The 25,863-nt window shown below is 46.2% G+C and carries 22 protein-coding genes and 1 other RNA gene; 14 read left to right on the forward strand and 9 right to left on the reverse strand.

The annotated features are described in order from the left end of the window. Nucleotides 1–48 precede the first annotated feature (48 nt). From glnE to ABUE20_RS17785, 3 genes are all read right to left on the reverse strand, one after another. Entirely contained in the window at nt 49–2,871 is a 2,823-nt protein-coding gene (gene glnE / locus ABUE20_RS17775; protein ID WP_408621299.1) for a bifunctional [glutamate--ammonia ligase]-adenylyl-L-tyrosine phosphorylase/[glutamate--ammonia-ligase] adenylyltransferase, read from the reverse strand. A gap of 38 nt (nt 2,872–2,909) precedes the next feature. After that, on the reverse strand, nt 2,910–4,439 hold the full coding sequence (locus ABUE20_RS17780) for a methyl-accepting chemotaxis protein (protein WP_408621300.1): 1,530 nt from the start codon (nt 4,437–4,439) through the stop codon (nt 2,910–2,912). A gap of 257 nt (nt 4,440–4,696) precedes the next feature. Continuing rightward, nucleotides 4,697–6,196, reverse strand: a complete 1,500-nt coding sequence (locus ABUE20_RS17785) for a CYTH and CHAD domain-containing protein (RefSeq protein ID WP_408621301.1) — start codon at nt 6,194–6,196, stop codon at nt 4,697–4,699. A gap of 163 nt (nt 6,197–6,359) precedes the next feature. Here ABUE20_RS17785 and ABUE20_RS17790 point away from each other — a divergent pair, with 163 nt between their 5' ends. The 4 genes from ABUE20_RS17790 to ABUE20_RS17805 all read left to right on the forward strand — a co-directional run bounded on the left by ABUE20_RS17790 (nt 6,360) and on the right by ABUE20_RS17805 (nt 10,841). Then, entirely contained in the window at nt 6,360–7,037 is a 678-nt protein-coding gene (locus ABUE20_RS17790) for a TIGR00153 family protein (RefSeq protein ID WP_408621302.1), read from the forward strand. Between the two features lie 23 nt (nt 7,038–7,060). Beyond that, nucleotides 7,061–8,323: an inorganic phosphate transporter gene (locus ABUE20_RS17795; RefSeq protein WP_408621303.1), complete on the forward strand. Its 1,263-nt coding sequence runs from the start codon at nt 7,061–7,063 to the stop codon at nt 8,321–8,323. A gap of 94 nt (nt 8,324–8,417) precedes the next feature. Next, nucleotides 8,418–9,032 (forward strand): TIGR04211 family SH3 domain-containing protein, encoded by a 615-nt coding sequence (locus tag ABUE20_RS17800; RefSeq protein WP_408621304.1) that lies wholly within the window; start codon nt 8,418–8,420, stop codon nt 9,030–9,032. 396 nt (nt 9,033–9,428) lie between these two features. Beyond that, a complete protein-coding gene (locus tag ABUE20_RS17805; protein ID WP_408621305.1) occupies nt 9,429–10,841 on the forward strand; it encodes a sugar porter family MFS transporter in 1,413 nt (470 codons plus the stop codon). Between the two features lie 122 nt (nt 10,842–10,963). Here ABUE20_RS17805 and ABUE20_RS17810 read toward each other — a convergent pair whose 3' ends face one another. Both ABUE20_RS17810 and ABUE20_RS17815 read right to left on the reverse strand, forming a co-directional pair. Then, a complete protein-coding gene (locus ABUE20_RS17810) occupies nt 10,964–11,590 on the reverse strand; it encodes a general secretion pathway protein GspB (protein ID WP_408621306.1) in 627 nt (208 codons plus the stop codon). Continuing rightward, complete coding sequence (locus ABUE20_RS17815; protein WP_408621307.1) at nt 11,587–13,164, reverse strand: ExeA family protein; 1,578 nt, start codon at nt 13,162–13,164, stop codon at nt 11,587–11,589. Before ABUE20_RS17815 ends, ABUE20_RS17810 begins: the two co-directional genes overlap by 4 nt. Before the next feature lie 98 nt (nt 13,165–13,262). Here ABUE20_RS17815 and ABUE20_RS17820 point away from each other — a divergent pair, with 98 nt between their 5' ends. The 4 genes from ABUE20_RS17820 (at nt 13,263) to ABUE20_RS17835 (ending at nt 17,039) form a co-directional block, all read left to right on the forward strand. After that, complete coding sequence (locus tag ABUE20_RS17820; RefSeq protein WP_408621308.1) at nt 13,263–14,501, forward strand: multifunctional CCA addition/repair protein; 1,239 nt, start codon at nt 13,263–13,265, stop codon at nt 14,499–14,501. Between the two features lie 152 nt (nt 14,502–14,653). Next, on the forward strand, nt 14,654–15,079 hold the full coding sequence (locus tag ABUE20_RS17825) for an ATP-dependent zinc protease family protein (protein ID WP_408621309.1): 426 nt from the start codon (nt 14,654–14,656) through the stop codon (nt 15,077–15,079). Then, on the forward strand, nt 15,076–15,981 hold the full coding sequence (rimK, locus tag ABUE20_RS17830) for a 30S ribosomal protein S6--L-glutamate ligase (protein WP_408621310.1): 906 nt from the start codon (nt 15,076–15,078) through the stop codon (nt 15,979–15,981). Before ABUE20_RS17825 ends, rimK begins: the two co-directional genes overlap by 4 nt. Continuing rightward, nucleotides 15,981–17,039, forward strand: a complete 1,059-nt coding sequence (locus tag ABUE20_RS17835; RefSeq protein ID WP_408621311.1) for a succinylglutamate desuccinylase/aspartoacylase family protein — start codon at nt 15,981–15,983, stop codon at nt 17,037–17,039. The genes rimK and ABUE20_RS17835 overlap by 1 nt, the downstream gene beginning before the upstream one ends. A 97-nt stretch (nt 17,040–17,136) precedes the next feature. Here the strand turns inward: ABUE20_RS17835 and ABUE20_RS17840 are convergent, their stop codons facing one another. The 3 genes from ABUE20_RS17840 to ABUE20_RS17850 form a co-directional block, all read right to left on the reverse strand. Next, nucleotides 17,137–18,327, reverse strand: coding sequence for an FAD-dependent monooxygenase (locus ABUE20_RS17840; protein ID WP_408621312.1), 1,191 nt, complete (start codon nt 18,325–18,327; stop codon nt 17,137–17,139). A gap of 134 nt (nt 18,328–18,461) precedes the next feature. Next, nucleotides 18,462–19,667 (reverse strand): 2-octaprenyl-6-methoxyphenyl hydroxylase, encoded by a 1,206-nt coding sequence (gene ubiH / locus ABUE20_RS17845; protein ID WP_408621313.1) that lies wholly within the window; start codon nt 19,665–19,667, stop codon nt 18,462–18,464. 137 nt (nt 19,668–19,804) lie between these two features. Continuing rightward, nucleotides 19,805–20,374 (reverse strand): UPF0149 family protein, encoded by a 570-nt coding sequence (locus ABUE20_RS17850; RefSeq protein ID WP_408621314.1) that lies wholly within the window; start codon nt 20,372–20,374, stop codon nt 19,805–19,807. 293 nt (nt 20,375–20,667) lie between these two features. Between ABUE20_RS17850 and zapA the strand changes: the two genes are divergently transcribed. The 6 genes from zapA (at nt 20,668) to serA (ending at nt 24,924) form a co-directional block, all read left to right on the forward strand. Next, a complete protein-coding gene (zapA, locus tag ABUE20_RS17855; RefSeq protein ID WP_408621315.1) occupies nt 20,668–20,970 on the forward strand; it encodes a cell division protein ZapA in 303 nt (100 codons plus the stop codon). A gap of 5 nt (nt 20,971–20,975) precedes the next feature. Continuing rightward, nucleotides 20,976–21,154: non-coding RNA, 6S RNA (gene ssrS / locus ABUE20_RS17860), on the forward strand. Nucleotides 21,155–21,358: 204 nt separating this feature from the next. Continuing rightward, nucleotides 21,359–22,069, forward strand: coding sequence for a DUF481 domain-containing protein (locus tag ABUE20_RS17865; RefSeq protein ID WP_408621316.1), 711 nt, complete (start codon nt 21,359–21,361; stop codon nt 22,067–22,069). 95 nt (nt 22,070–22,164) lie between these two features. Beyond that, a complete protein-coding gene (locus ABUE20_RS17870; RefSeq protein WP_408621317.1) occupies nt 22,165–22,779 on the forward strand; it encodes a 5-formyltetrahydrofolate cyclo-ligase in 615 nt (204 codons plus the stop codon). 22 nt (nt 22,780–22,801) lie between these two features. After that, nucleotides 22,802–23,455: a ribose-5-phosphate isomerase RpiA gene (gene rpiA, locus ABUE20_RS17875; RefSeq protein WP_408621318.1), complete on the forward strand. Its 654-nt coding sequence runs from the start codon at nt 22,802–22,804 to the stop codon at nt 23,453–23,455. A 236-nt stretch (nt 23,456–23,691) separates the two neighbouring features. Further along, the gene (gene serA / locus ABUE20_RS17880; protein WP_408621319.1) at nt 23,692–24,924 is read left to right on the forward strand and encodes a phosphoglycerate dehydrogenase; all 1,233 of its coding nucleotides are present in this window, start codon (nt 23,692–23,694) and stop codon (nt 24,922–24,924) included. 56 nt (nt 24,925–24,980) lie between these two features. Here serA and ABUE20_RS17885 read toward each other — a convergent pair whose 3' ends face one another. Then, a complete protein-coding gene (locus ABUE20_RS17885; RefSeq protein ID WP_408621320.1) occupies nt 24,981–25,676 on the reverse strand; it encodes an SIMPL domain-containing protein in 696 nt (231 codons plus the stop codon). Nucleotides 25,677–25,863: the final 187 nt, after the last annotated feature.

Here is a 25,863-nt window from a genome sequence, read left to right on the forward strand (position 1 = left end):
CATCACTTAGTCCAAGCTGAGGTCGAATAAATCCCCCCTGATACCGCGCTATGGGCACAACCAATGTGCCCATAAATTCGCCACAGCAGCTAATTCATCATTGAGTCCTTGCAACTGCGATCGATCCATCAATCGGCTATGACATTGTAAGGCGAGGCGATGGCTCTGATTGCGGATATCCAGATAGGTTTGTGTCAACTGATGTTGCTCGGATTCACTCAGCAGCCCCGCTTGGTGTGCTTGCTCAAAAATCCGGACGTTATCCGACCACTGCGTCAATGACTCAAACTGATATCCATAGGCCAAAACCAAAAATTGAGCGATAAATTCGATATCCACCATGCCGCCCCGAGACTGCTTCAGGTCAACCTGCGAGTCATTGGAACGATCCAAATGTGCCTGCATTTTATCCCGCATCGTCACAACATCCTGCCGCAGCAAATTAACATCTCGTACGGTAGCTAGAATTTGATGTCGTATCCGTGAAAACCGTTGTTGTAATTCAGCATCGCCATAAATAACCCGAGCCCGAACCAGTGCCTGATGTTCCCAAGTCCAGGCTTTCTGCTGCTGATAAGCCTCAAAAGCATCTACGGATGTCACCAGCAGTCCAGCTTGTCCAGATGGCCGCAGCCGCATATCGACTTCATAGAGAATGCCCGATGCCGTCCGGGCTTGAAAAAGATGCATGATCCGCTGCGCTAAACGTAGATAAAACTGTTTACTATCAATCTGCTTCGGCCCCGTTGTCGGTGCATAACTTTCACAATTATGCATAAAGACTAAGTCCAGATCAGAACCATACCCCAGTTCAATCCCGCCCAACTTACCATATCCAATCACGGCAAAACCGGTCTCACTTTGCTCAGATGCTATTCCCTGTGGATAGCCATAACGCTGCACCATCTGTTGCCATGCCAACTGCACAACTTTCCCGGTGATCGCTTCAGCCAGAACAGTTAGATGATCACTGACCTTCATCACGGGCAATGCTCCCACGATATCCGAAGCGGCAATATGCAGTATTTGAATTTGCTTAAACTGCCGCAGCGCTTCCATCTGCTGTTCTAGATCATCCGGCTCGATTCGTAACATGAACGTATTCAGTTGTGCCTGATAGCTCGATTCCGAAACAGGCTGATACAAAATCTGAGGATCGAGTAACTCATCCAGCAGCATCGGATACATCTGCAGTTTTTCGGCCACCAGAGCACTGGCCTCACATAATCGAAATAACTGCTGCAATGCCCCTGAATTTTCCAACAGCAACTGTAAATAAGCGCTACGGGACAAAATAGCTTCCAGTAATGCAAATAGTCGGGGAGCTAAAATATCCGACTGAGCATGAGCTGCGATCATCTGCAAAAAGACCGGCATCAACCGATCCAGCGTTTCCCGCCCCTTCGCGCCCACAATTCTGCGTTTTGAAACCTGTTCAAATGATATTAACTGCCGACAGAAATCTTCAGAAAAGACGCTGGACTCCAATAGTCCCATACCTTGGGTCAGATTCTGCCATAACAGTTGATAACTAACCTCTACTGGCGGCAAGCTATTGTCTTCATCCCCAATAACCGCATCAAACTGATCACTGACATTCTCCAACACCTGTTGAATTCGCAGCAAACAATCCTTCCAATCACTGTCACCCAGCACATAAGCCAATCGCTGCTGATTTAGCGTGTCCTGAGGGAGTTGCTGTGTCTGCCGATCTTTCAATTCCTGAAGAATATTTTCGACCTGTCTTAAAAACAAGTAATCACACTGTAACTGCTGGATTTGCTCAGAGTCTAACAAATGTTGTTCATCAAACACCGCCAATGCCGTAAGTAAAGACGTTTGTTGCAGCATCGGTAGTCGACCACCTCGGATCAGCTGTAACGCCTGTACAATAAACTCGATTTCCCGAATTCCACCTTGGCCCAATTTAATATTACCGGATAAATTTTTCCGCCGGACTTCGGCGCGGATCATCGCTTTCATCTGCCGAAGTGATTCAAGCACACTAAAGTCAATATAGCGACGATAGACAAAAGGAGTTAATAACGATTGAAGACGTTGAACATCTTCCGGATCAGCTTGAATGGGGCGCACTTTGACCATTGCATAGCGTTCCCAATCCCGGCCATGATTCTGATAGTAATCTTCAATCGCATTAAAGCTTACCGCCAATGGGCCCGACTCACCAAATGGACGTAAACGCATATCGACTCTGAACACAAAGCCATCGGCAGTCACCTGACTTAACAGCTGGATCAATTGCTGACCAAGTCGGATAAAATATTGCTGATTGGCTAGTGAGCGCCGGCCCCCTTGAGTTTCACCGTTGTCTCGATAACAAAAAATAAGATCAATATCGGAAGAAAAGTTAAGCTCCTGTCCACCTAGTTTGCCCATTGCCAGCACCGTCAGTGAAACGGGATTGCCCTGATGATCATAGGCAATGCCATAGGTCGGTCGCTCTTTCTCTGTCAGCCATGCCAGAGCACAACTAATCGCGGTGTCCGCTAACTGAGATACCCAGAACATAGATTGTCGGATATCTATTTTCTGCCCCAGCTCTAACCAGGCAATCTCCAGCATGATCCGATTACGACGTAACCGCAGCCACTGTTTTACTTGTGCATCATTCAGACCGGTTAAAGCCGTGTGCCAAGCCTCAGCATTCAATAAATTGGGTAAGGAAGTTTTGGAAGGGGTGAGCAGTTCCTCAAGCCACTGCGGATATTGCAGACTCTGCTCAAAAATAAAGTCACTCAGGGCCAGATTTAAGCCAATAAATGCTTTCTGCCCCTGATATTGCTCCAAAGCGGGATAAACCTGACAAAGTTGCTGCCACCGTTTCTCGGCTAACGGGATCAACTCATCCATGAAAAGACACCCCTTGTGTTGAGTGACAGCGACTACCCTTAACTTTTCGAATCAGTGTCAGATTCAACTCGGAATGCTTTCGCCATTTGATCCAGTTGCTGACCGTGTTTTTCAATGATCTGAGCCGTTTCGCTCAATTCATCCATCACGGTGACACTCCCTTGAATCAGCTCTTTCACCTGAACCAAGTTTTCACTCATTTGCTCAGAAACCGAACTCTGCTGTTCTGATGCACTCGCGATCTGGAAATTCATGTCGGCAATATGTTTCACCTGTTCCACAATCAGCGACAATCCCTCACCCGCTTCACTCGCCTGCATCACACTCTGTTCGGCATTTTCAACACTCTCACTCATCAGATGTGACGCTTCTTCAGCACTGGTCTGCAATTGTTCAATCATCTGCTGAATTTCAACCGTTGCCTGTTGAGTTCGCTGTGCCAAATTTCGGACCTCTTCAGCGACCACCGCAAAGCCACGACCGTGTTCACCAGCTCGGGCCGCTTCAATCGCCGCATTCAGGGCCAGCAAATTCGTCTGTTCAGAAATAGAATTGATCGTTTCAACAACACTACCAATTCTTTCAACTCGTTCTTTAACATGCCCAACAGCAGAAGATGACTGCTCAATATTCTGGGCCAACACAGAAATCGTTTTGATACTCCGTGAAACATTATCATTGCCTTTCACGGCGAGCTCATTCGCTTCATTGGTTGCAATAGAAGCCTGTTCCGCGTGTGTCGCAACTTCCTGAATCGTCGCTGCGACTTCACTCATCGCACTTGCCAATAATTCAATTTGTGCAAATTCTTCTTGGGTTGCATCTTTAGTTTCATCCATACACAACGCCATTTGCTCTGAAACGAACTGCAACTCATCGGTGGTGGTTCGCTGTTGAACGAACACTTTCACCAAATCCGCACGCGTATTATTGGCCGCTTGTTCAATCTGACCAAATTCATCCCGACTGTTCATCAGATTAGGCAACGTAAAGTCTTTATTGGCCATCAAATGCAACTGACTTTGCAGCAACTTAACCTGCTTCATCAATACTCGGCTCGCAGCCATCATCAGCACCAGAAAACAAAGTGCAATCACCAATGTCGCAATCACACTACGCAGCACATATCGACTGGTAATGCCATTCGTCAATGTTTTATTCTGAGTCAGGACCAATTTTGTATTGTCATCGATAGGCCAGGTTAATATTCGGATCCCCTGAGTCTCAAGAATTTGTTTTAACGCTGGGACCTGTGATGGATTCTCACCTGAAATAAGTTGTCCCTGTTGATCTAAAATCGCCAAATGATAACGAAGGTTCGAATGCGTTATGGTATTGAGGTAACCCTCATCCGATAAATGAGGTTGAACAAGAGAAGCGATCTGCTTGGCATCAGTCTGGAGCATTTGGATACTCGTGTTATCTAAATCTTGCTCCACCAGATATGCATCAAAAAAAAGTTTGCCCAACATCACAAATAAACTCATGACGATCAATAAGTAAATTTTATGTTTCAAACTGATTCGAGTAATAAAGAATTCCCACTGCGACAACATCGCTTGCTTCATCTGAGTAATCCTTGCAAAAGATGAGAGTTTCATTATGCCTGATATAGCATCAGATTCATATCGGCGAACAGGGGCAAAACTTGAATGATGATAGCTAAATCACGATATGAATCAAAATAATAGGCGTTATTTTTTATTGTCGCAGCATTCCAAACCGAATATTTTTTCTAAAAAAGTGTTTTATTTTTATACAGACGTTTCCGCTAATTTCATGCACAATAACGCCGTTATTGATTGAATGGTCGTTTCTATTCTTCCTATTTATAGCTGTGCCAATAATCCTGACGCAACAGCACCTCAATTCGGGTAAATTCCATCGCGTCGACAATTGATTCTTGTTTTCGCTGTAGCCATTTACGGATCTGTCGCGCATCATCATCGTCATCAGCCGTTTCAAGCATATCTGCGATAGGTTCCAACACTCGGAGATCTTCAATTCCACCTAAAATATCAAACCACAATAACCGAAAATCATCACGTTCCGGAGTCGGAAATAAATTGCCGAAACAATTGCCGACCATCAAATTACGGCGCAATAATCCAGCCAATCGCTCATATTGAGAAAATTCCAGTTTTTCACTTCCCAAATCCGATTCTTTTAGTTCAGACCAACTGTATTCCAAAGCACTCACCGCAAACTCTATCAGTGACAGCTCCTGTTTAGCCCGAGCCCGCTCGCCCTGATTCAACCAACTGACAATATCAACCACTAAACGATTATAACGAGGACTACTCAGCAACTGATGGATTTCAGATAAATCAGGAAGGCTTTGGCGACATTCTTCCAGATATCGAGTAATTGCTCTACGATTCGGTAACTTGCGAATAAACTCACCTTGTTGATCCAGTAATTTCTCAATACTTAGAACTTCATCCACCCAGCTCATCTGACGCGCTAACCAGAGCAGTTCATCATGCCACTCACAGTCAAACTCCAACACATCCTGATAAATTGTCAAAACCTGATGCATCAGCATCGCAGCCTGCTTAAGTTGTTTAACTGCGGTTAAATCATCAGTTTGATTAAATATCTGTTGGTGTGATTGCCAATGCTGCAACGCATATTCAAGACCATGCATAAACGCATCGCTAATTGAATCTGCGGTTGATAACGGTACAAACGTCAGCTCATGAGACTGTTCAGCAGGCAATTCATCAGCCAGAGCATAGCCCCGTTTGGCCTTACTGGTCGACACCAACTGAATCCCCTCTAACTGAGTCAACTGACGGGCCAATAAAAACAACTGCGCGACATCGCCTTTGACGAGCTCCAGTTCAATTTCTTGGATCGGCTCTTGTTTATCATCAGCCTGAAGTTGACCCGAATCCAGAGCCACTTCAATCAGTGTTTCGTTCTCTAAATCAATAAGCCAAGTAGTACGTAGAAAATCGGTGACAAAGATAGGTAAAAGCTGGGTTTCCAATTGCATTAAGTCGATATCATCAGGCCAATCGACATGTTCAAAACGCCCGAGTTCAGGATGATTTCCTTCAATGACCTGATTAAACTCCGGACGTTCATGCAAACCGCCAATGTTTCGACCCGCGGTTTTTAGGGTCTGAACATTTTGTTCGTCCCCCGTTCGAATCCGCAGCCCCATTTGCAAACGTCGTAAATGACGCTCTGTCGTATCAAAATAAACGCTGCGAAGATGACGAATTTCATGTTGCAGAATCGAAAATTCATCTAATATGTGCTGAAGCGCTCCAAGGCAGCCATCTGGCGCATAGAACTTCAGTTCTATTTCACTATTCATAGTTCAACAGTTGCTGAATTAACTTAAAAAAGACGCGAGCTGAGCAGCATATCATAAATTGCCATAAAAAGCGGCAATGAAGAATCTGCTTGCATGCTAAGTAGTTTACGTTAACATGCGCCGCGCGAGATTAATATCGTCTGATAGACGTTAGGATAAAACAATGCCCAATACGTTACTCGGCTTATTTGCCAAATCACCGATAAAACCGTTAGAAGAACATATCAGCAAAGTGCATGAGTGTTGTGAAAACTTGGTCCCATTTTTTGAAGCTGTCTTTGCAGACGACTGGGACAAAGCTGCTCACTACCGTGCCAATATCAATACGCTTGAAAAAGAAGCCGATAAACTCAAACGCAATATTCGACTGAATTTGCCAAGTGGCTTGTTCATGCCGGTACAGCGCTCTGATCTACTGGAATTACTGACCCATCAAGATCGTATTGCTAACAAAGCTAAAGATATCAGTGGTCGGGTCGTTGGTCGACAACTTTATATACCTAAAGAACTTCATGAGTTGTTTCTCCCCTATCTCAAACGTTGCCTTGACGCAACAGCCAAAGCAAGAGAAGCCATCAATGAGCTAGAAGATCTGCTGGAAACTGGATTCCGTGGACGTGAATTGGATCTGGTCACCAACATGATCGCTCAGCTTGACCAAATTGAAGATGATACCGATACCATGCAGATCGGGCTTCGCCAAGGCTTAAGAGCTCTGGAATCTCAAATCAACCCTGTCGATGTCATGTTTTTATATAACATGATTGAAAAAGTCGGGGAACTGGCCGATCAGGCGCTACGTGTTGGTGCCCGTCTGGAGTTGATGATTTTCCGAGCGTAGTATTCATAAACAGGTTTCTACATATGGAAGTAATAGCAAATTACGGCACGACCTTGGTGCTGGTAGCGGCTTTTTTTGGTTTTATTATGGCTTGGGGCATCGGTGCTAACGATGTTGCCAACGCAATGGGAACGTCCGTCGGCTCTGGTGTTCTAACCATTCGAAAAGCTGTTATCATCGCCATGATCTTCGAATTTACCGGCGCATATTTAGCCGGTGGTGAAGTGACCAATACCGTACGTAAAGGCATTATTGATCCGGCTTTATTTAGCCATGAACCCCACCTTCTAGTCTATGGCATGATTTCGGCCTTGCTAGCGGCTGGCTTCTGGCTACTTATTGCATCTTATCAGGGATGGCCCGTATCGACAACACACTCAATTATCGGTGCGATTATCGGTTTTGCCTGTGTATCCGTGGGTCCAGATTCCGTCGAATGGTCGCAAATATCAAGTATCGTCGGCAGCTGGATCATCACCCCGATTATCGCGGGGGTCATATCCTATCTGCTCTTTACCAGTGCCCAGCTCTTGATTTTTAATCATAGTAACCCGATTGTTGCCGCCAAACGTTATGTCCCCGGATACATGTTTTTAGCCGGATTAGTCCTCTCTTTGGTGACCATCAAGAAAGGACTCAGCCATGTTGGTCTGCATCTTGGCCCAGTAGAGGGGTATCTGCTCGCTATCTTAATCGGTCTGATTATTGCGGTCATTGGGCGGCTAGTCATTAACCGCCTGCATATTGATCCCCATGCCGATAAACAAATGCACTACACCAATGTGGAAAAAATCTTTGCTATTTTGATGGTGATGACCGCCTGTTGTATGGCATTTGCTCATGGTTCAAATGACGTGGCTAATGCGATCGGCCCATTGGCCGCCGTAGTCAGTGTCATCAGCCATCACGGGATCATTGAACCGAAAGCACAGTTGGCTTGGTGGATCTTACCCTTAGGTGGTTTAGGTATCGTGGCCGGGCTGGCGATTTTGGGTCACCACGTCATTGCCACGGTCGGGAAAGGCATTACGCACCTAACCCCCAGCCGTGGGTTTGCCGCTGAACTATCCGCCGCCTCAACCGTCGTCATTGCATCTGGTACTGGATTACCCATTTCGACGACACAAACTTTAGTCGGCGCTATCTTAGGTGTAGGAATGGCTCGAGGGATTGGCGCACTCAATTTAGGGATTATCCGGAAGATTGTCATCTCTTGGGTGATCACTCTACCCGCCGGTGCTATTTTTGCGATCATTTTCTATTACATTCTGAAAGCTTGTTTTTAATAGTATATATTTAGATAGTTGAGCCTGAAGAGGGAAAGCCTTACACTGATTCCCTCTTCAACTTGAACCAATTACGACGAAAACGAGACAGCTTGTGAAATACAAACTTCTGCTTTCGGTGCTTGCTCTCGGAGTGAGTGCCAGCACCTTTGCCGCACAGCGATATATCACGAATGACCTGTTTATTTACATGCACTCCGGTCCCGGAAACAATTATCGGATCGTCGGGACAGTAAACGCAGGCGAAGCGGTAAATGAATTAGAATATGACTCCGATAGCCAATTTGCCCATATTCATATTATTGATTCAGGAAAAGATGGCTGGATTGAAGCCGATAAACTCAGCAATACCGTCAGTCTGGATGCCCAGCTCAAACAAAATCAGACTCAGCTTCAACAGACCCAACAACAGCTCAAACAGTTGAAAGCTGAAACCCAACAAACGGAACAATCTAAATCTGAAACTATTGATCAGCTCCAGCAGCAGCTTAGTACTGAAAAACAACAGACAACCCAATTGCATCAACAGCTCAGCACCATTATGGCTGAAAACAAAAAGTTATCCTCACAACTCAGCAGCATTCAGGAAAACGTTCAGATGCAATGGCTGCTCAGGGGGGGAATGGTCGCCGGTGCAGGCCTAATTCTTGGTTTGATTATTCCATATCTTCCCAGACGTAAAAAACATAAAGAAGAAAGGTGGATGTAACGCCTTTCACCTAATTTATTAGCTAATTTTGAAGCAGATCGCATTTTATGGATCTGCTTTTTTTATTCGTCTATTTTTAGCGCTGACAAAACGAGAACAATTTGGCTATATCTATTCATAAAATAGCTAAGATTTAGTTTAAAAAATGACAGAATCGCTTAATAGAATTTACACAATCCATTGATTTATAATTATTTTTATAAAATTAAACATCATAATCTTTAAACCTCTCGAACAAAACATTAATAAATTCGCTATAGCGATAGACTAGATTGCCACCCCCGGCAATGTGTGAATTAGTTCAATCTTCGTACTTTCAGAGTCTTTATCATAACGGGCAAATGGTGGCTGAAAGCCAGCCAAACCTAATATATTAATAATCAAAGGTACCCTGTTATGTTTAATGGCAAAAGCTTAGTATCCATTGCAGCTGCTTTAGCTGGTCTGCTCTTTGGGCTCGATATCGGTATTATTGCAGGTGCGCTCCCATTCATTACCAGTGACTGGCAAATCACCACTCATCAACAAGAATGGGTAGTGAGCACCATGATGCTTGGGGCAACGTTGGGTTCGATTTCTAATGGATGGTTATCCTCTCGACTAGGACGAAAATTTAGCTTACTCGGTGGGGGATTACTCTTCGCTATTGGGACAATTGGATGTTCTCTGGCCGTCAATATTGACATGATGCTAGTCTTCCGTGTCATTCAAGGTTTCTCTATCGGGATTGCATCTTATGCAGCACCGCTATACCTCTCTGAAATGTCTGATAAAGAAGTTCGTGGAAAACGCATTGCGATGTATCAGGTTATGGTCAATGTCGGAATTGTGTTAGCGTTTTTGTCAGATACCGCCTTCAGTATTTCAGGAAACTGGCGTGCTATGTTTGCCGTATTGGTGATTCCAGCCGCGATTTTGATTATCTCTGTATGGATGATGCCTAAAAGTCCACGCTGGTTGGCCTCTAAAGGCCGAATGACCGAAGCGAAAAACATTCTTCTATCATTGCGGAGCGACGAAAAAGAAGCTAATCAAGAATTTACAGATATCGTTGCCAGTTTAAAAGTCAAAGAATCCGGTTTTTCACTGTTCAAAATTAACCGAAACTTCCGCCGCAGTGTGGCCCTTGGTGTCGTATTACAGTTTATGCAACAGTTCACCGGCATGAACATCCTCATGTACTATTCACCGACCATCTTCAAAATGGCAGGCTTTGATACTCACCTCGAACAGATGATCAGTACCGTATTTGTCGGGATGGCATTTGTGATCACCACTACGATTGTCGCTCGTTTTACTGATAGCTGGGGCCGCAAACCGGCACTCAAAGTCGGCTTCTTGATCATGGGCGTCGGCATGTTCTGTCTGGGAGGTTTGTTAGAACTGATTAAAGCCGGTCATACAGGTCCAATGTTCGGTTATTTAGCCGTACTAATGGCTGTCATCTGTATCATCGGTTACGCCATGAGTGCCGCCCCAATGGTCTGGGTACTTTGCTCAGAAATTCAACCTCTGAAAGGTCGTGATTTTGGGATTGCCTGCTCCACAACCATGAACTGGATATCCAACATGGTATTAGGTGCAACTTTCTTAAGTTTGCTCAACGGCATTGGAACCGGGAATACGTTCTGGTTATACGCCGCGTTTAACATCATCTTTATTCTCGTCACTATCGGTTTTGTTCCAGAAACTAAAGGTGTGGCGTTAGAACGTATTGAAGCGAATTTAATGAGTGGCGCTAAATTGCGGAATCTGGGAGAACATTCGCCCGAACAGGAACCGACCAAACAACCCGTTCATCAAAACTAATTCAATTTGACTTCCCCGTCTCCCTAAGTCACTACGGTGACTTAGGGCTTTTTATTCAAACGATCTATTTAATAGGTCAAAAAGCCTCACCGATCAACAAGAGCCCCTCTAATCCATAGCTTTTACTTCCAGTCCACCAGCGCGGGTTGCCGCACCAGTTGTCCACGATAGCGAAAAATCGTATCCGGATAACGGATCATCACGACCGTCAAGCCCGCATACTGATCGCCCTGATGCAATATTTGCTGATTGAGCTGAATATAAGAACGCTTTGGATCAGAGGAATAGACGTGGGCACTATAGATGAGCGGCGGTAACCCTGCCACTTGAGAAGCAGGCAACTCACTCAACAGTGGGGGTTGATCTTGACCAACCTCGGCCAATGAATGAGCTTGAGTAGTCTCTGACGATGTATCAGATAAAACTCCGGGCGCTACTTTTTCTGCAACGGGAAGCGGGGGTTGCGTCGATGTTGATGGCTTCACTATCGCCGCTTGAGCAGGCCTAGAAGGCTGAGTGTCAGGTGTCGGCTGCAAAGCCTTCACCTGAGCAATCAAATCAACCGATTGTACAGAGAGCTTAGGTAAAGGGTCCAGAACCGGCGCCTGAACAGTCGCTACCGGTGGCGAGATCACAATCGCGTCGGCCCAGTGCGATTTAGCCCAAAAGCCCCCGAAACCAGCTCCGGCTCCCAACACGCTAGTGACTAACGTGAGAGTGAGCACGGATGATAGCGAACAAGACGTCATGATAAAGGCTCCTGTAATGCGGGTTGCTCAGGATGCAAGATGCGCATCAACATCAACACGGTTTCATCACCGGCAATACCATCGGCATTTAACTGATACTGTTTTTGAAACGCCAAGACCTGCTGACGCAACCCATCATTATACACATGAGGGAAAGATGATGCTGCGTGCCCATTGACTAATGCTAAACGCTGAGCCAAAGCGGCCACCGCGTCGCCTTTTTCCCCCAGAGAAAAAGGGCCCTGATACTGCGGGAATGGCCGCCAGATCAACATATACTCGCCTTTCCAGTGGGCCAACAACCAATCTTGTGAAACCGTAAGCTGTTGTCCGGCCATCCAGAGCGTCAAGTGTTGCTGCATCGTCCTGAGCACCGCATAGTAGCGCTGATTCTGCCAATCCAACGGCACCACTACGGGATAGTTTTGCTTTCGCAGGCCAGCCAAATCACTTTCTCCTCGTAGGCACTGCAAACCAATCCCTTTGAGAAGGGCGCAAGATGCCTGCTCAACCGGGATCTGATATCCCCAGGCTCGAACTAATTGCTGGATAGCCCAAGGTTCTGGGCTGGGTTGAGTCTGTAAATTCTGCCACTGCTGCTGGATCTGTTGCTGTTGTTGTTGATAAGCGAGCAGTTGGCTGCGATCTTCAGGCCGATGACCCTGCTGCCAGCCCAGCCACCCACATCCCAGAATAATGAGCAGCGACACCGGATATAACCAACGCAGCGACTTTCCGGATGAAGAACGCCCCGCAGCTACCGAAACGGTACTAAGCTCCAACTCTTTCGCACTTTGTTCAACTAGCGCCGGACTTACAACCGATTGACCATTCATATAAGCAGCTAACAAGCTGCGATCACACACGAGGTTGATCAGTCGGGCGATCCCCCCGGTATAGCGATAAATACGGTTGATGGCTGCCGCCTGAAAAGGCTCACTCTGGCACTTCACGACTCCGAGTCGGTAATGAATGTAATCGGTCGTTTCCTGCAAGGTAAACGGCAGCAACTGATAGCGGGCCGTAATTCGCTGTGCCAGCTGGCGCAATTCACTCTGACGCAGCATCACGTTCAACTCGGGTTGCCCCACCAGCACAATCCGCAGCAGTTTCTGAGTATCGGTTTCCAAGTTCGTGAGCAGTCTCAATAACTCCAGCGATTCCCGGCTGAGTTGCTGCGCTTCATCAATGAGCAGCATGGCGCTGATCCCTTGCTGATGCTGCTGTCGTAAAAACTGACTGAGCCGATCCGTGAGTACTTTCATTCCAGCCTCGAGCGGATACTCGATCTGAAATCCATCACAGACCGATGCTAATAACTCCGTTCCTTCCAATTGTGGATTCAGCAGGCTTGTAACGCGCACCGTGTCATCTAAACGCCTGAGCAGCGTTCTGGCCATGGTTGTTTTCCCGGTGCCCACTTCCCCCGTTAGCAAGATGAAACCACCGGTATCATTCAACCCATAAAGAAGATGCTCCAGAGCTTCTCGATGGCGATCACTGATAAATAAAAAATCGGGATTCGGCGCTATCGAAAATGGGCTTCCCTGCATTTTAAAATAGTCGTGATACATAACGGATCCTTTCCGAGTTTATTTGATTCGGTAATCGCCACAACGAGACAGCTAAACTCTGTATAATACCGATCTGTCGAGTCAGAGGAGAGTATTTCGTGCAAATTTATCTAGTTGGAGGCGCCGTGCGGGACCAGTTGTTGGATCTGCCCGTTCATGATTGTGATTATGTCGTGGTTCATGCGACTCCGGAACAGATGATCCAGCAAGGATATACTCAAGTCGGAAAATCATTTCCAGTCTTCTTGCATCCTAAAACCGGGGAAGAATATGCTCTGGCCCGTACAGAACGTAAAACCGGTACCGGATATACCGGGTTTGAATGCCAGTTTGGACCCGAAGTCAGCTTAGAAACCGATCTTCAAAGGCGGGATCTCACAATTAATGCAATGGCCCAAGCCAGCGATGGGACCATTATTGATCCATTTGGCGGCCAGTTCGATCTTGAACATCGCTTACTCCGTCATGTCAGTCACGCCTTTGAAGAAGATCCGCTGCGAGTCTTACGAGTAGCTCGTTTTGCCGCCCGCTTTGCCCATTTGGGATTTACCATCGCGGATGAAACATTGCAGCTGATGGCCCAAATGGCCACGAGTGGGGAACTAGACAGCCTCACGCCGGAACGGATCTACAAAGAGCTAGAAAAAGCGTTGCAAAGCCCATCCCCCCAAGTTTTTATTGAGGTTTTAAGACAAGTCGGAGCACTTACGATCATTTTTCCAGAAATTCAAAATCTGTTTGGAGTCCCGGCCCCCGCTCACTGGCATCCTGAAATTGACAGTGGAATACATACCCTACTCACCCTCAGTCAGGCTACGCAGCTTAGTGATCGGGTCGAAGTGCGCTTTGCCGCACTCTGTCACGATTTAGGCAAAGCGCTCACCCCCCGTGAAAACTGGCCCAGTCACAAAGGCCATGATTTACGAGGTGTGCCGCTGGTTGAACAACTTTGTGACCGGCTTAAAGTTCCAAATCATTGCCGGGAGCTGGCCGTGCTTTGTTGCCGTTGGCACATTCAAATCCACAAGCAGGGCGAACTGGAACCCACCCAAATTCTGGATATTTTGGACGGCTGTGATGCCTGGCGTAAACCGCAGCGCTTCGAAGCGATCCTACAGGTTTGCCATGCAGATATTCGGGGGCGCAGGGGTCACGAACAGGACACCTATCCACAAGCAGGACTGATGCAACATTATTTGCAAACACTCAGTCAAATCCCCATTCAACCGATTGTCGCCGCAGGGTTTAAAGGCGTACAAATCAGAGAACAATTACGAGCACAACGGCTGCTCCAACTGGAACACATTCATGCATCCGGGGATGATGCTCGCCAATAAGCCTGACGAACAAAGATGATGAAAACAAAACATATATATTTTTTAACCTAAAATAAGATAATTTAGATTATTTTTTTATATCACTACAAAAACGATTGTTTATCACTCAATCTAGCGTAGATTCGCGCCACTTTTTGGGGAGAAACGGCACAGTGACAAAAACAATCGTAGGATGGCGTGAATGGATAACGCTGCCAGAACTGGATCATCAGATAAAAGCCAAAGTCGATACCGGCGCTAAAACGTCCTGCCTACATGCTTTTTTTGTGGAACCTTTTATTCATGAACAACAAACATGGGTGAAGGTGGGTATTCATCCCAACCAACATAATGATGAAGAATTTTATTTTGAAGCTCCGGTACTCGATCAGCGCATCGTCAGCGACTCCGGAGGACATCGGGAAAATCGCTACGTCATTCAAATGCAAGCCCAATTAGGCAATAAACAATGGCCGATAGAACTCACGCTGACCAATCGGGATCAAATGCGTTTTCGGATGCTTCTCGGCCGCGAAGCGCTCAATGGTCATTTTATCGTGGATCCTGAAGCTTCTTATTTACAAGGCAACCCCTTATGAAAATTGCGATATTATCCCGCAACCCTAATCTCTATTCGACTCGCCGCTTAGTTGAAGCGGCTGTGGCCCACGGTCATGAAGCTGATGTCATCGATGTTCTCAAATGCTATATGAACATAAACACGGTCGATCCATCTATCCATATGAAAGGGGTCGAACTGCCTGATTATGATGCCGTTATTCCTCGTATCGGGGCATCGGTTACTTTTTATGGAACGGCGGTACTGCGTCAGTTTGAGATGATGGGCGTTTACCCACTCAACGAATCGGTAGCCATTACCCGTTCCCGGGATAAACTGCGCTCGCTCCAGTTACTGTCTCGTAAAGGGATTGGTCTGCCCATTACGGGATTTGCTAACAAACCGGCCGATATTCCGGACTTGTTGACCATGATTGGCGGTGCTCCCTGCGTGATTAAACTTCTGGAAGGAACCCAGGGGATCGGGGTTGTTTTAGCTGAAACGCGAAAAGCAGCTGAAAGCGTTATCGAAGCCTTCATGGGGCTGAAAGCCAACATCATGGTTCAGGAATATATTAAAGAAGCGGGAGGCGCCGACATTCGCTGTCTGGTCATCGGAGATCGCGTTATTGCTGCGATGAAACGTCAAGCCAAAGCGGGAGAATTTCGCTCTAATCTTCATCGAGGCGGTACGGCAACACTGGTCAAGCTTACCCCTCAGGAACGACAAACCGCCGTTCAGGCAGCCAAAACCATGGGACTGAATATTGCCGGGGTTGATATTTTGCGTTCCAATCGAGGTCCTGTCGTCATGGAAGTAAACTCTTCCCCGGGCTTAGAAGGTATCGAAAACGCCACCGGCATCGATATTGCCGGGAAAATAATCCAGTTTATCGAAAAAAATGGTAAACCGAATAAGACTCGAACCAAAGGAGTGGGTTAATGCGTCAAACCCTGCCTTTTATTCTGAATGGACAAGCTATTTCACCCGGCCAGCAAGGCCGGGTTTTTCTCCCAATTACCCGTCTTTACAATAATACCCCGCTCGATCTAGAAGTCATTATCGAACATGGCCGTTATACGGGTCCAACCCTATTAGTCACCGCCGCCATTCATGGAGATGAACTCAATGGAGTCGAAATCTGCCGACGATTACTCCAGCGCCAGTTAGCTGCTAAGCTGCATGGTACGTTGCTGATTGTTCCAGTCGTCAATCAACTAGGATTTATTCAGCAGAGTCGTTATCTACCGGATCGACGCGATCTCAACCGTTGTTTTCCCGGTTCGGCCCGCGGAGCACTAGGCAGCCGCATGGCCGCTCAAATCCGAGAACGGCTACTCAGCCAAGCTGACTATGCGATCGATTTGCATACGGGTGCCATCCATCGTAGTAACTTACCACAAATTCGAGTTGATATAGATGACCCAGAGGGAATGCGCTTAGCTCAGTTATTTAATCCACCACTGATCCTGAATGCGCCCCTACGCGAAGGATCGTTTCGAGCTTCATCCGTCCACTCAGATACACCGATGATCGTTTATGAAGCAGGGGAAGCTCTGCGCTTTGATCCCAAAAGTATCCGAACCGGAGAACGGGGCATTCGTCAGGTAATGGTGGGATTAAATATGCTTCCGAAACGTTCGCATCGAAGCCCCAAAGTCAAACCGGTGATCGCCACCCGCTCCAGTTGGCTCCGCAGTGAATCCGATGGATTATTACTCAATCATGCGGCTTTAGGACAATATCTGAGTCAGGGGGAAACGGTAGCGACTATTGCCTCCCCATTTGTACAAGGACAAGTGCAGCAACTCAAAGCCAAATTTGATGGCATTGTCATTGGGCTGAATCATTTACCCGTTGTCAATGAAGGGGATGCGATTTTACATATTGCGGAACTGAACGGCGATCCAGAAACCCAATCCAGAGCGGCATCCATTCAAGCCGATTTTGATGATCCCAACGAGTACTTTCCTCCCATTGGAGATAATTCGATTACCTAAGCATGACCGTTCTTGATGAAAATAGAGGCTACTAAATTATTTTAAATGAAAAACAACATTATTTGATGGCTCTATCAATAGAGCCATCCGATCATTATTAGATACGCGGTTCACCCAACCCCAGCGCCTGTTTAATCCACCGTTGTTTCAGCATGGGAAGCTGATTGCTCAGCTCCATCCCTAATCCACGCAGCAATTTTTTCGCCGGATGTTGTCCACTGAACAAGCGTTTGAAAAATTCCATCGCGCCAATCATCAGTGTGGCATCTCCCTTTCGCTGCCGTTCCCAATCCCGCAGGTGCGGATGAAGTCCTAAATCCTTACCTTGTTCATGTAAACGTCGCAAGGTTGTCGCCAAATCCCGGGCATCGGTTAACCCTAAATTAACGCCCTGCCCCGCCAACGGATGAATCGTATGCGCAGCATCACCAATCAACACAAATCGATCTCCGGCCATATCCCGGGCATAACGCATCCGCAGAGGAAATACGCCTAATTCCCCCACCCGTTCACATAACCCCAACTGCTGATCAAAGGCCATCGCCAGCTCTCGATTAAACTGCTCAACAGAAAAAGCCTGTAGTTGTTCCGCCCGCGCCAGAGGAACGGACCAAACGATAGAGCAACAGTGCGGATCGGGTAAAGGCAGGAATGCCAAAGGCCCTTGGGGTGTAAAAATCTGACGGGCACAATTCTGATGCGGTAACTGAGTTCGGATCGTAGCCACCAGTGCATGATGTTGATAATCCCAGAATGTTAGAGGCACATGACACTGCTCTCTCAACCAAGAATTTGCGCCATCCGCACCGACGATCAATTGCGCAGACACCATTCCGGCCTGTTCAAAGCGTAACCACGCTTCTCGCTGGCCTCGTTCAATTTGTAAACAGTTTTCAGAGAGAATGGTCACGTTAGATTGAGATTGGATTAACTGCCACAAACTATCACGGATCACGTCGTTTTCAATGATATGTCCCAGTTCATGAGTCATCACACTCTGACAATCAAAATCAATTTTCGCAAAACTATCTTTTTCCCAGACATGCATGGTTTGATAAGATTGCAGTCGCTGCGAAAGGATCCCGGACCAAGCGCCTAGTGCATCCAAAAAATGCTGACTGGAGGCACTGATAGCACTGACTCGCAAGCTAAAATCGCGCTCAGCATCCAGCGGTGCCGGAAGATGGGGGTCCACAACGGCAATTTGCAATGATGTATCCGCCAGCGCCAGCGCTAGAGATAATCCGACCATTCCCCCACCCAAAATAACTAAATCAAATGATTGCATGTTTTCTCACCGTAATCTTAGGGTCTGTTGAGCAGCGTTGATTGATAGCGGCGACGATGAATATAAAAGCCAAAACCAGCCTTGATCACGCCTCATATGTCTTAAAGTAGAAACCTATTCCGATACATTACATCTCAAAACAGTGATTCATGTTCGACAAACCCCAAAGTTTGCTGAACTAATTTATTCTTCAAAAAAGAACAGTGTTGCATCATCACTAATCCCATATTGCGAGCAATCACACTGATTTTATCCCGACTAGAAAAACCAAACGCTAGTGCACTGGTTAATCCAACCGTATGGGTAATATCCGATTGGCGCAACTGCCGATACCGTAACAAATGCACCATCGCCCCGGGATCTGACTGAAGGCAAACCTGTTCAGCTAACAGGGCTGCATCTCGAATGCCCAAATTAAATCCCTGTCCAGCAATGGGATGCAGGCTATGTGCTGCATTCCCAATCACGGCACAGCGATGTGCGATTAACTGCTGCCGTTGCGTGAGAATAAGCGGATATCCTTCGCGTTTACCAACGCGTTGAAATTCACCGACTCGATATCCAAAGGCTTGTTGCAACCCTTTTAAAAACTGTGACTCGCTGGCGGTTAGCCAGTATTGCTGTTGCGCTCTGGGAACACACCAAACCAGTGACCAACGCCCTTCGGTCATCGGTAACAAGGCCACTGGACCATGTTCGGTAAAACGTTCAAAAGCTCGCTGCTGATGAAGATCCGCAGAAACAACATTCGCAATAATAGCACTTTGCCCATAATCCAGTTGCTGACTATCGATGTGTAACTCGGAAGCCACGGCTGAACGACCACCATCCGCCCCGACCAGCAATCGGGCCGTCAATTGCCGGCCATCATCCAATATCACCTGCTGCGCCTCTTGGGTCGTTACGATTTGCGCCAGCCGACAAGGACAAAATACTGAAATATTAGGATAAACCGCTAATTGCTGATACAGCTCACGTCCGGCATGCATCAGTTCAATCACCGCCCCCAATGCTGAACGCTGGTAATCTTTCGCCTGAATAGTCACCTGACCGAGATGCCCCCGATCAGAGACATGGATCTGAGAAATAGGTTCAGCATACGCCGCTAACCGGGGCCATAGCCGATTCCGACGATAGATATCGATACTTCCAGCCGCCAATGCAATAGCTCGCCCATCAAACCCTGGATGATCACCATAATTTAATGCGCTAGCTTCGATAATCGCAATGCGAAGTGGTTTTTCTCCCCGAGATATTGCCTGCTGAGAAACCAGCAGAGCAAAGGTAATGCCGGCCATTCCGCCGCCATTTACAATAATATCGAAATCGGTTGTAAGCATTATTCTTCTAACTTATCAGGTAAAAAAGACCTATGGATATTCACCCGCAACATCATGCTCGAAAGAGCATTTAAACCCGCGATTCTCAGCGCAGGGCCACAGACCCAACCAGCCCTTCCCGATGAATCACTTCGTCCTTAATGTAAGGTTCGGGCATCGTCACCAGAATGACGCAATGCATAGTGATTAAAACAAGCCATACATCCAACCCGGATATATTCATAAATCTCAAAATAAGCCTGCTCATTATTTTCATCTTCATTATCAAAAACTAATGATAAATGAGCAATCTGATTGAAATCATTGACGACTTCTTGAATATCTTCAGGGGCTTTATTCAATTCCTGACAGATCAGGGCAAAACCGACTAAAAAATTCTGAACCCACTGTGCCATCGCTTCGGCCCGTTCATCGAGGGGATCATTATCACTTGGCAACAATGGATAAAAATTAAAATACTCTCCACGAAATAATCGCTCACTATCTTGGATAAGCTGCTCCATATTCCGTAAAAGGGCGCGGGGTAATGCTAAACCATCATTAAATAGTTCATTTAAATGTACCTGCCAACTGGCATCATTGACGGGTAATCCCCCAGCTAATAAGCCACAAAGTAAGCCATGCACCTCTGCGGGTGTCGCCATGACATCATGTTTTGTCAGTAATTCGCCCAATGAGGCGTAATCTGGATATGTCGTCTCTTTCACGGTTTCAACCTTCATGGTATATTCAAAGGCGATCCTATCACCGCCAGCTCCCAAGCTCTAGGGGCTGATGATCTTCATTGACTATTTTTGCCGACCAGCACCAAAATCTATCGTGCTGACCTCGTTAGTTCAGTCCCTCGTTTTTCCATTAACAATGGCTACAACTTTCGTAAAAATAATGAGGAACACGGTATAATAAAAAAGCAAAAACACGTTAAGCTTATAGGTACACTTGCAACTGAGGCCCGTGAGCTATATAGTCTGCGCAATCAGACCTTGGACGGACGGTCACGATGAGTAAAGCTATCGATATCTTATTATTGGGAAAAAGCTATCGTGTTTCTTGTCCTGAGGGGCAGGAACAATCCCTTCATCAGGCAGCTGGAGAATTAGCCGCACGTCTGGATGAAGCACGGCAGAAAATCACTGCCAATAATGAACATTTAGCGATGATGGTTGCCCTGAATCTGGCTTATGAACTTTTGTCAGAAAAACAGAAGAATCAGGAGTATACCGAGAGTATGGATACCCGGATCAAATCGCTTCAAGAAACAATTGAACACGCTTTATTGGAAAATTCTTCAATAAATCGTTAAACTTTATATGCCTGGGGTGAGCGCCAGTTAGTTTTTCCTCTGCCGATACTACAATTTAAGGGTCGCTTTTTGTGGCTATTGAGCATGCTCAGCTAGACTGAGAAGCCTACGGTTGATGAATTGGGACCCGCCTTGAACTTTTCGGTTCAAGGGATAAACGAAACAGCGCCACCTTGGGTATCCTTTTCCGATACCTCCCCCTACACTATCGTCGATCTGTTGGACCTACAGATAATTTACTCTCGTTGTTTGACGATTTTGTGAATATCATTTTAGTTCTCAGGTCGGTTTACAGGGAAATCTCATTTTTTTAAGATAAAACATGCTATTTATCCCAAAATCCTGATGGAGGCTTATTCTGTTACCTAAAACTTATTGGCTCATCGCCATGAGCTTGCTGATTTCAGCCCATGCCATTGCATTTGAAATCAATGATTCAGATTTGAAGAAAAAGGGCTATGCAGGAGAAGCCGAAGCAGGGGTCAATATCACTACAGGGAATTCTCATACTTCTTCAGGTCATGGTCGGTTAGCCGTCGACTTTTTTTTCGGACACTGGCGACACAATACGGATTTTGAGGCTAACTATGCCAAAGATTCAGGCGAAGTCAGTGCCGAGCGCTATTATGCCAGTTACAAAGCCAATAGGGATTGGAACCAAACGACATACACCTATGGGCTCGTTACTTATGAAAATGACCGTTTTAACGGGCTTTATAATACCGTGACCACCTCACTCGGCTATGGTCGCCGACTCTTTCATACCAATACTCAGTATCTAGACACTGAAGTAGGTCCTGGGTGGCGTTACAACGAGTCGGATGATAATTCAAATGAGGGGATTTTCCGTGTGGCTTTTGACTACGATTGGAAAATTAGCAGTAATGCCTCTTTTCACCAGACCTTTTCTAGTGAAATAGGTTCCAACAATACAATGTCACGTGCTGAAAGTTCTATTACCAGCAACATCTGGGGACCTCTGGCGTTAAAAGCCAGCATCACCCTCACGCATCAAACCAGCCCGGCTCAGGACAGCGAAGACTCGCCACCGGAACACCTGGATACGGTATCCGCCATCACCTTACTTTATAATTTTTAACGGGCCATGAGAGATCCGAATATGACATATCTCTCATCCATTGCCGTACCAGACAAAGTACGCCTCAGACCCCATAATTGGATGAAGACCACACTATGACACTCTCCGAACCACGTCAGCTCATCAGACAACAGATCCGGCAGCGCCGCCGACAACTCTCAGTGACGGAACAGGAGCTGGCGGGCCATGCCGTAAAAAATCGGCTCCAATCCTTGCTCGAACAGTCGACTATCCAACGTGTTGCTCTTTATCTGAGCGTCGATGGCGAGCTTTCCACTCGACCATTAATCGAATTGTGTTGGGCGCTTGCTGTAGACGTCTATTTACCGGTATTGCATCCCTTTAGTCAGGGGCATCTATTATTTCTAAAATATACTCCCCAAACTCAGTTGATCGAAAACCGTTTTAAAATTCAAGAACCTAAACTCAATTGTTTAGATGTGCTACCTCCGGCACAACTCAATATCTTATTCACCCCACTGGTCGCCTTTGATGCTTCAGGAAACCGATTGGGGATGGGCGGTGGGTTTTATGATCGAACCTTTGCCACACTCCCGGAGCAAATCCAACGAATAGGGTTAGCACACGATCTGCAATACTATCCTCAGCTTCCGATTGCCGAATGGGATCAACCCTTAGATCAAATCATAACCCCCAGTAAAAGCTGGGATTGGTCCACGCCCTTGGAGTATAATTCCGGCAACAATTAATCATGACGAAATAAATCCCCCTATGACACAAGATGAAATGAAAAAGGCCGTAGGCCAGGCTGCACTAGAATTTGTGAAACCCAATACGATTGTCGGTGTAGGTACCGGTTCAACCGTCAACTTTTTTATCGAAGCGTTAGGTTCAATGGCTCATCAAATTGATGGAGCCGTGGCCAGCTCAGTTCAATCTGCAGAACGATTACGAGCCCTAGGCATTGATGTCGTTGATCTAAACAGTGTCAATGAATTGGATGTTTACATTGATGGTGCTGATGAAATTACGCCCCATAACGCCATGATTAAAGGGGGCGGAGCTGCGCTCACCCGAGAAAAAATTGTCGCGGCTGTGGCCAAAAAATTTGTCTGTATTGTCGATAAAAGCAAGCAGGTCGATGTATTAGGTCGTTTTCCACTGCCGGTTGAAGTCATCCCGATGGCTCGGAGTTATGTGGCCCGAGAATTGGTCAAACTCGGAGGAGTACCAGAATATCGTCAAGGCGTCGTCACCGATAACGGCAATGTGATTTTAGACGTCTATCATCTAGATATTCTTAATCCCGTTGAAATGGAAAAAACCATCAATAATATCGCTGGTGTTGTGACCAATGGCATATTTGCACTCCGCGGTGCCGATCATGTCATCATTGGTACGCCCGATGGCATCATTAAGCGCTAATGGATGTCACTCCTCGGGAGTGACTTTTTTTTATCTAAAAATTATAGATAATCTGGAATAATGGTCGATTATTAGCGTTAATATTGTTTAAATCCGATGGGTTTACTGCATATTACCAAATAATTATCTAAGTCTGGGGTGGATGATGAAAAAACGGCAATTCCACCATCCCAACTTTTCTGCTAGTTTAATTTGCAGACTGCACGATGCACTATATAAGGGAGTAAACCAGTACCATGTCAAAATTTTCACTCGATAAAGATAAAATTAAAATCCTGTTATTGGAAGGACTGCATCCAAGTTCGCTGGAATCCTTCCATGCAGCTGGATATACCAATATCGAGCAATTAAAAACATCGCTTCCTGAAGACGAATTGATCGAAAAGATCAAAGACGTTCACTTTATCGGTATTCGTTCCCGAACACATCTGACTAAAGAAGTGTTGATCCATGCAGAAAAATTAGTAGCGATCGGCTGTTTTTGTATCGGCACCAATCAGGTCGATTTACCTGCGGCACGGGAACTGGGGATTCCAGTATTTAATGCCCCATTTTCCAATACCCGCAGCGTGGCTGAATTGGTAATCGCTGAAATAATTCTATTACTTCGCGGTATTCCAGCCCGTAATGCCAAAGCACATCGCGGTGAATGGCAAAAATCAGCTGTCAGTTCCTATGAAGCCCGAGGGAAAACGTTGGGGATCATCGGCTATGGTCATATCGGAACTCAGTTGGGGATCCTCGCAGAAACCGTGGGGATGAATGTTATCTATTATGATATTGAACCGAAGCTATCCATCGGTAATGCCCGACAGATTGCATCCTTAGGTGAATTACTCGGCACCAGTGATGTTGTCAGTCTGCACGTTCCGGAAACACCACAGACTAAAAATATGTTCACCGCCACAGAAATGGAACAGATGAAACCCGGAGCGATGCTCATCAATGCTTCTCGGGGAACTGTGGTTGATATTGATGCGCTGGCCGAATACCTGAAAGCAGAAAAAATTGCCGGTGCTGCTATCGATGTTTATCCAACCGAACCCAAATCAAATAAAGAAACATTTGAATCTCCACTGCGTGAGTTCGACAATGTTCTGTTAACCCCACACATTGGGGGGAGCACTCAAGAAGCTCAGGAAAATATTGGAACTGAAGTCGCTTCTAAACTAGTGAAATACTCCGATAATGGTTCGACACTGTCTGCGGTCAACTTCCCTGAAGTTTCCTTGCCAGCCAATACTGACGGAGCGAGCCGCCTGCTGCACATTCATCATAACCAACCTGGGATTATTACTCAGATTAACCGCATTTTTGCAGATGATGAATTTAACATTGCCGCTCAGTACCTACAAACCGAAGGCAATATCGGCTATGTGGTCATCGATGTACAAACCACTCACAGTCATGAAGCACTGGATAAACTAAAAGCCATTGAAGGCACGATTCGTGCCCGAGTTCTCTATTAATCTTAATACGATACGGTAGCAACTCAATCTAAAAGGCCCATCATCGATGGGCTTTTTTATTTCAGTTCAAATTTCATCAATACCGAATCATCAATCGTTAAGTCCTGACGCTGATAATTCGCAGCAGCCATCGGGGTGTTTAACTTCATTGAACGCAGCAATACCGGTGGATGGCTCACATAACCCCCTTGATATTCCACAGATGTGACATCCACAACTTTTTTTCCCAAAGCAGATGCAAACTGGGTGGCTAATTCCTGACCATTATGTACGGCCTGGATCCGAACTTTTTGGCCCCAGGATTCCCATTGACTATTCTGATAACGAATGTCCGCAATCGCATCGGCTCCCTGATGCAGAGCCATATCCAAAATAGCACTCAAGTGAGCCAAATCTTTTAATTTCAACTGCATGGCTCGACTCGCCTGATAACCAGCCAACTGCCTGTCTGCCGATGGCCTTTCGGTATGGTAAAAAGGATGTATACGCAGTTCATCATTAGTCATTGCGTCATCTTTTAACCATTTAGAAAGCCCCTGACGAATACGGGTAATTTTATCATCAACTTGTTGTTTCGCTTGATTAGCTGTTGGTTGTTCAGCGACAACCTGCAATGTAATCAATGCCTGATCCGGTGGAATTTTCATCGATGCATGACCCGTTACGGTTAACTGGGTCGCCCACACGGGATTAGAGATACAAGTAAAAATGGCCACCAGCATCACGGCTTTTACATTATGACGGATGAACATATTAACTCCTCAAGCAACCAATAAATTAACGGACTGACAGTGGCTCAACACCGCTATCATCGATGAAGCCAGCCCCTTATATTATTTTAGATACAAAAAAACCTGCATCAAAGCCTGTCTCTTGATCACAAGTCCTGTTCAAGAGACAAAGCGAGTTCATAGCCTTCAAGGATGGCTTGTAGTTTGA

The sequence above is a fragment of the Celerinatantimonas marina genome (assembly GCF_046054165.1).
Taxonomy (GTDB): domain Bacteria; phylum Pseudomonadota; class Gammaproteobacteria; order Enterobacterales; family Celerinatantimonadaceae; genus Celerinatantimonas.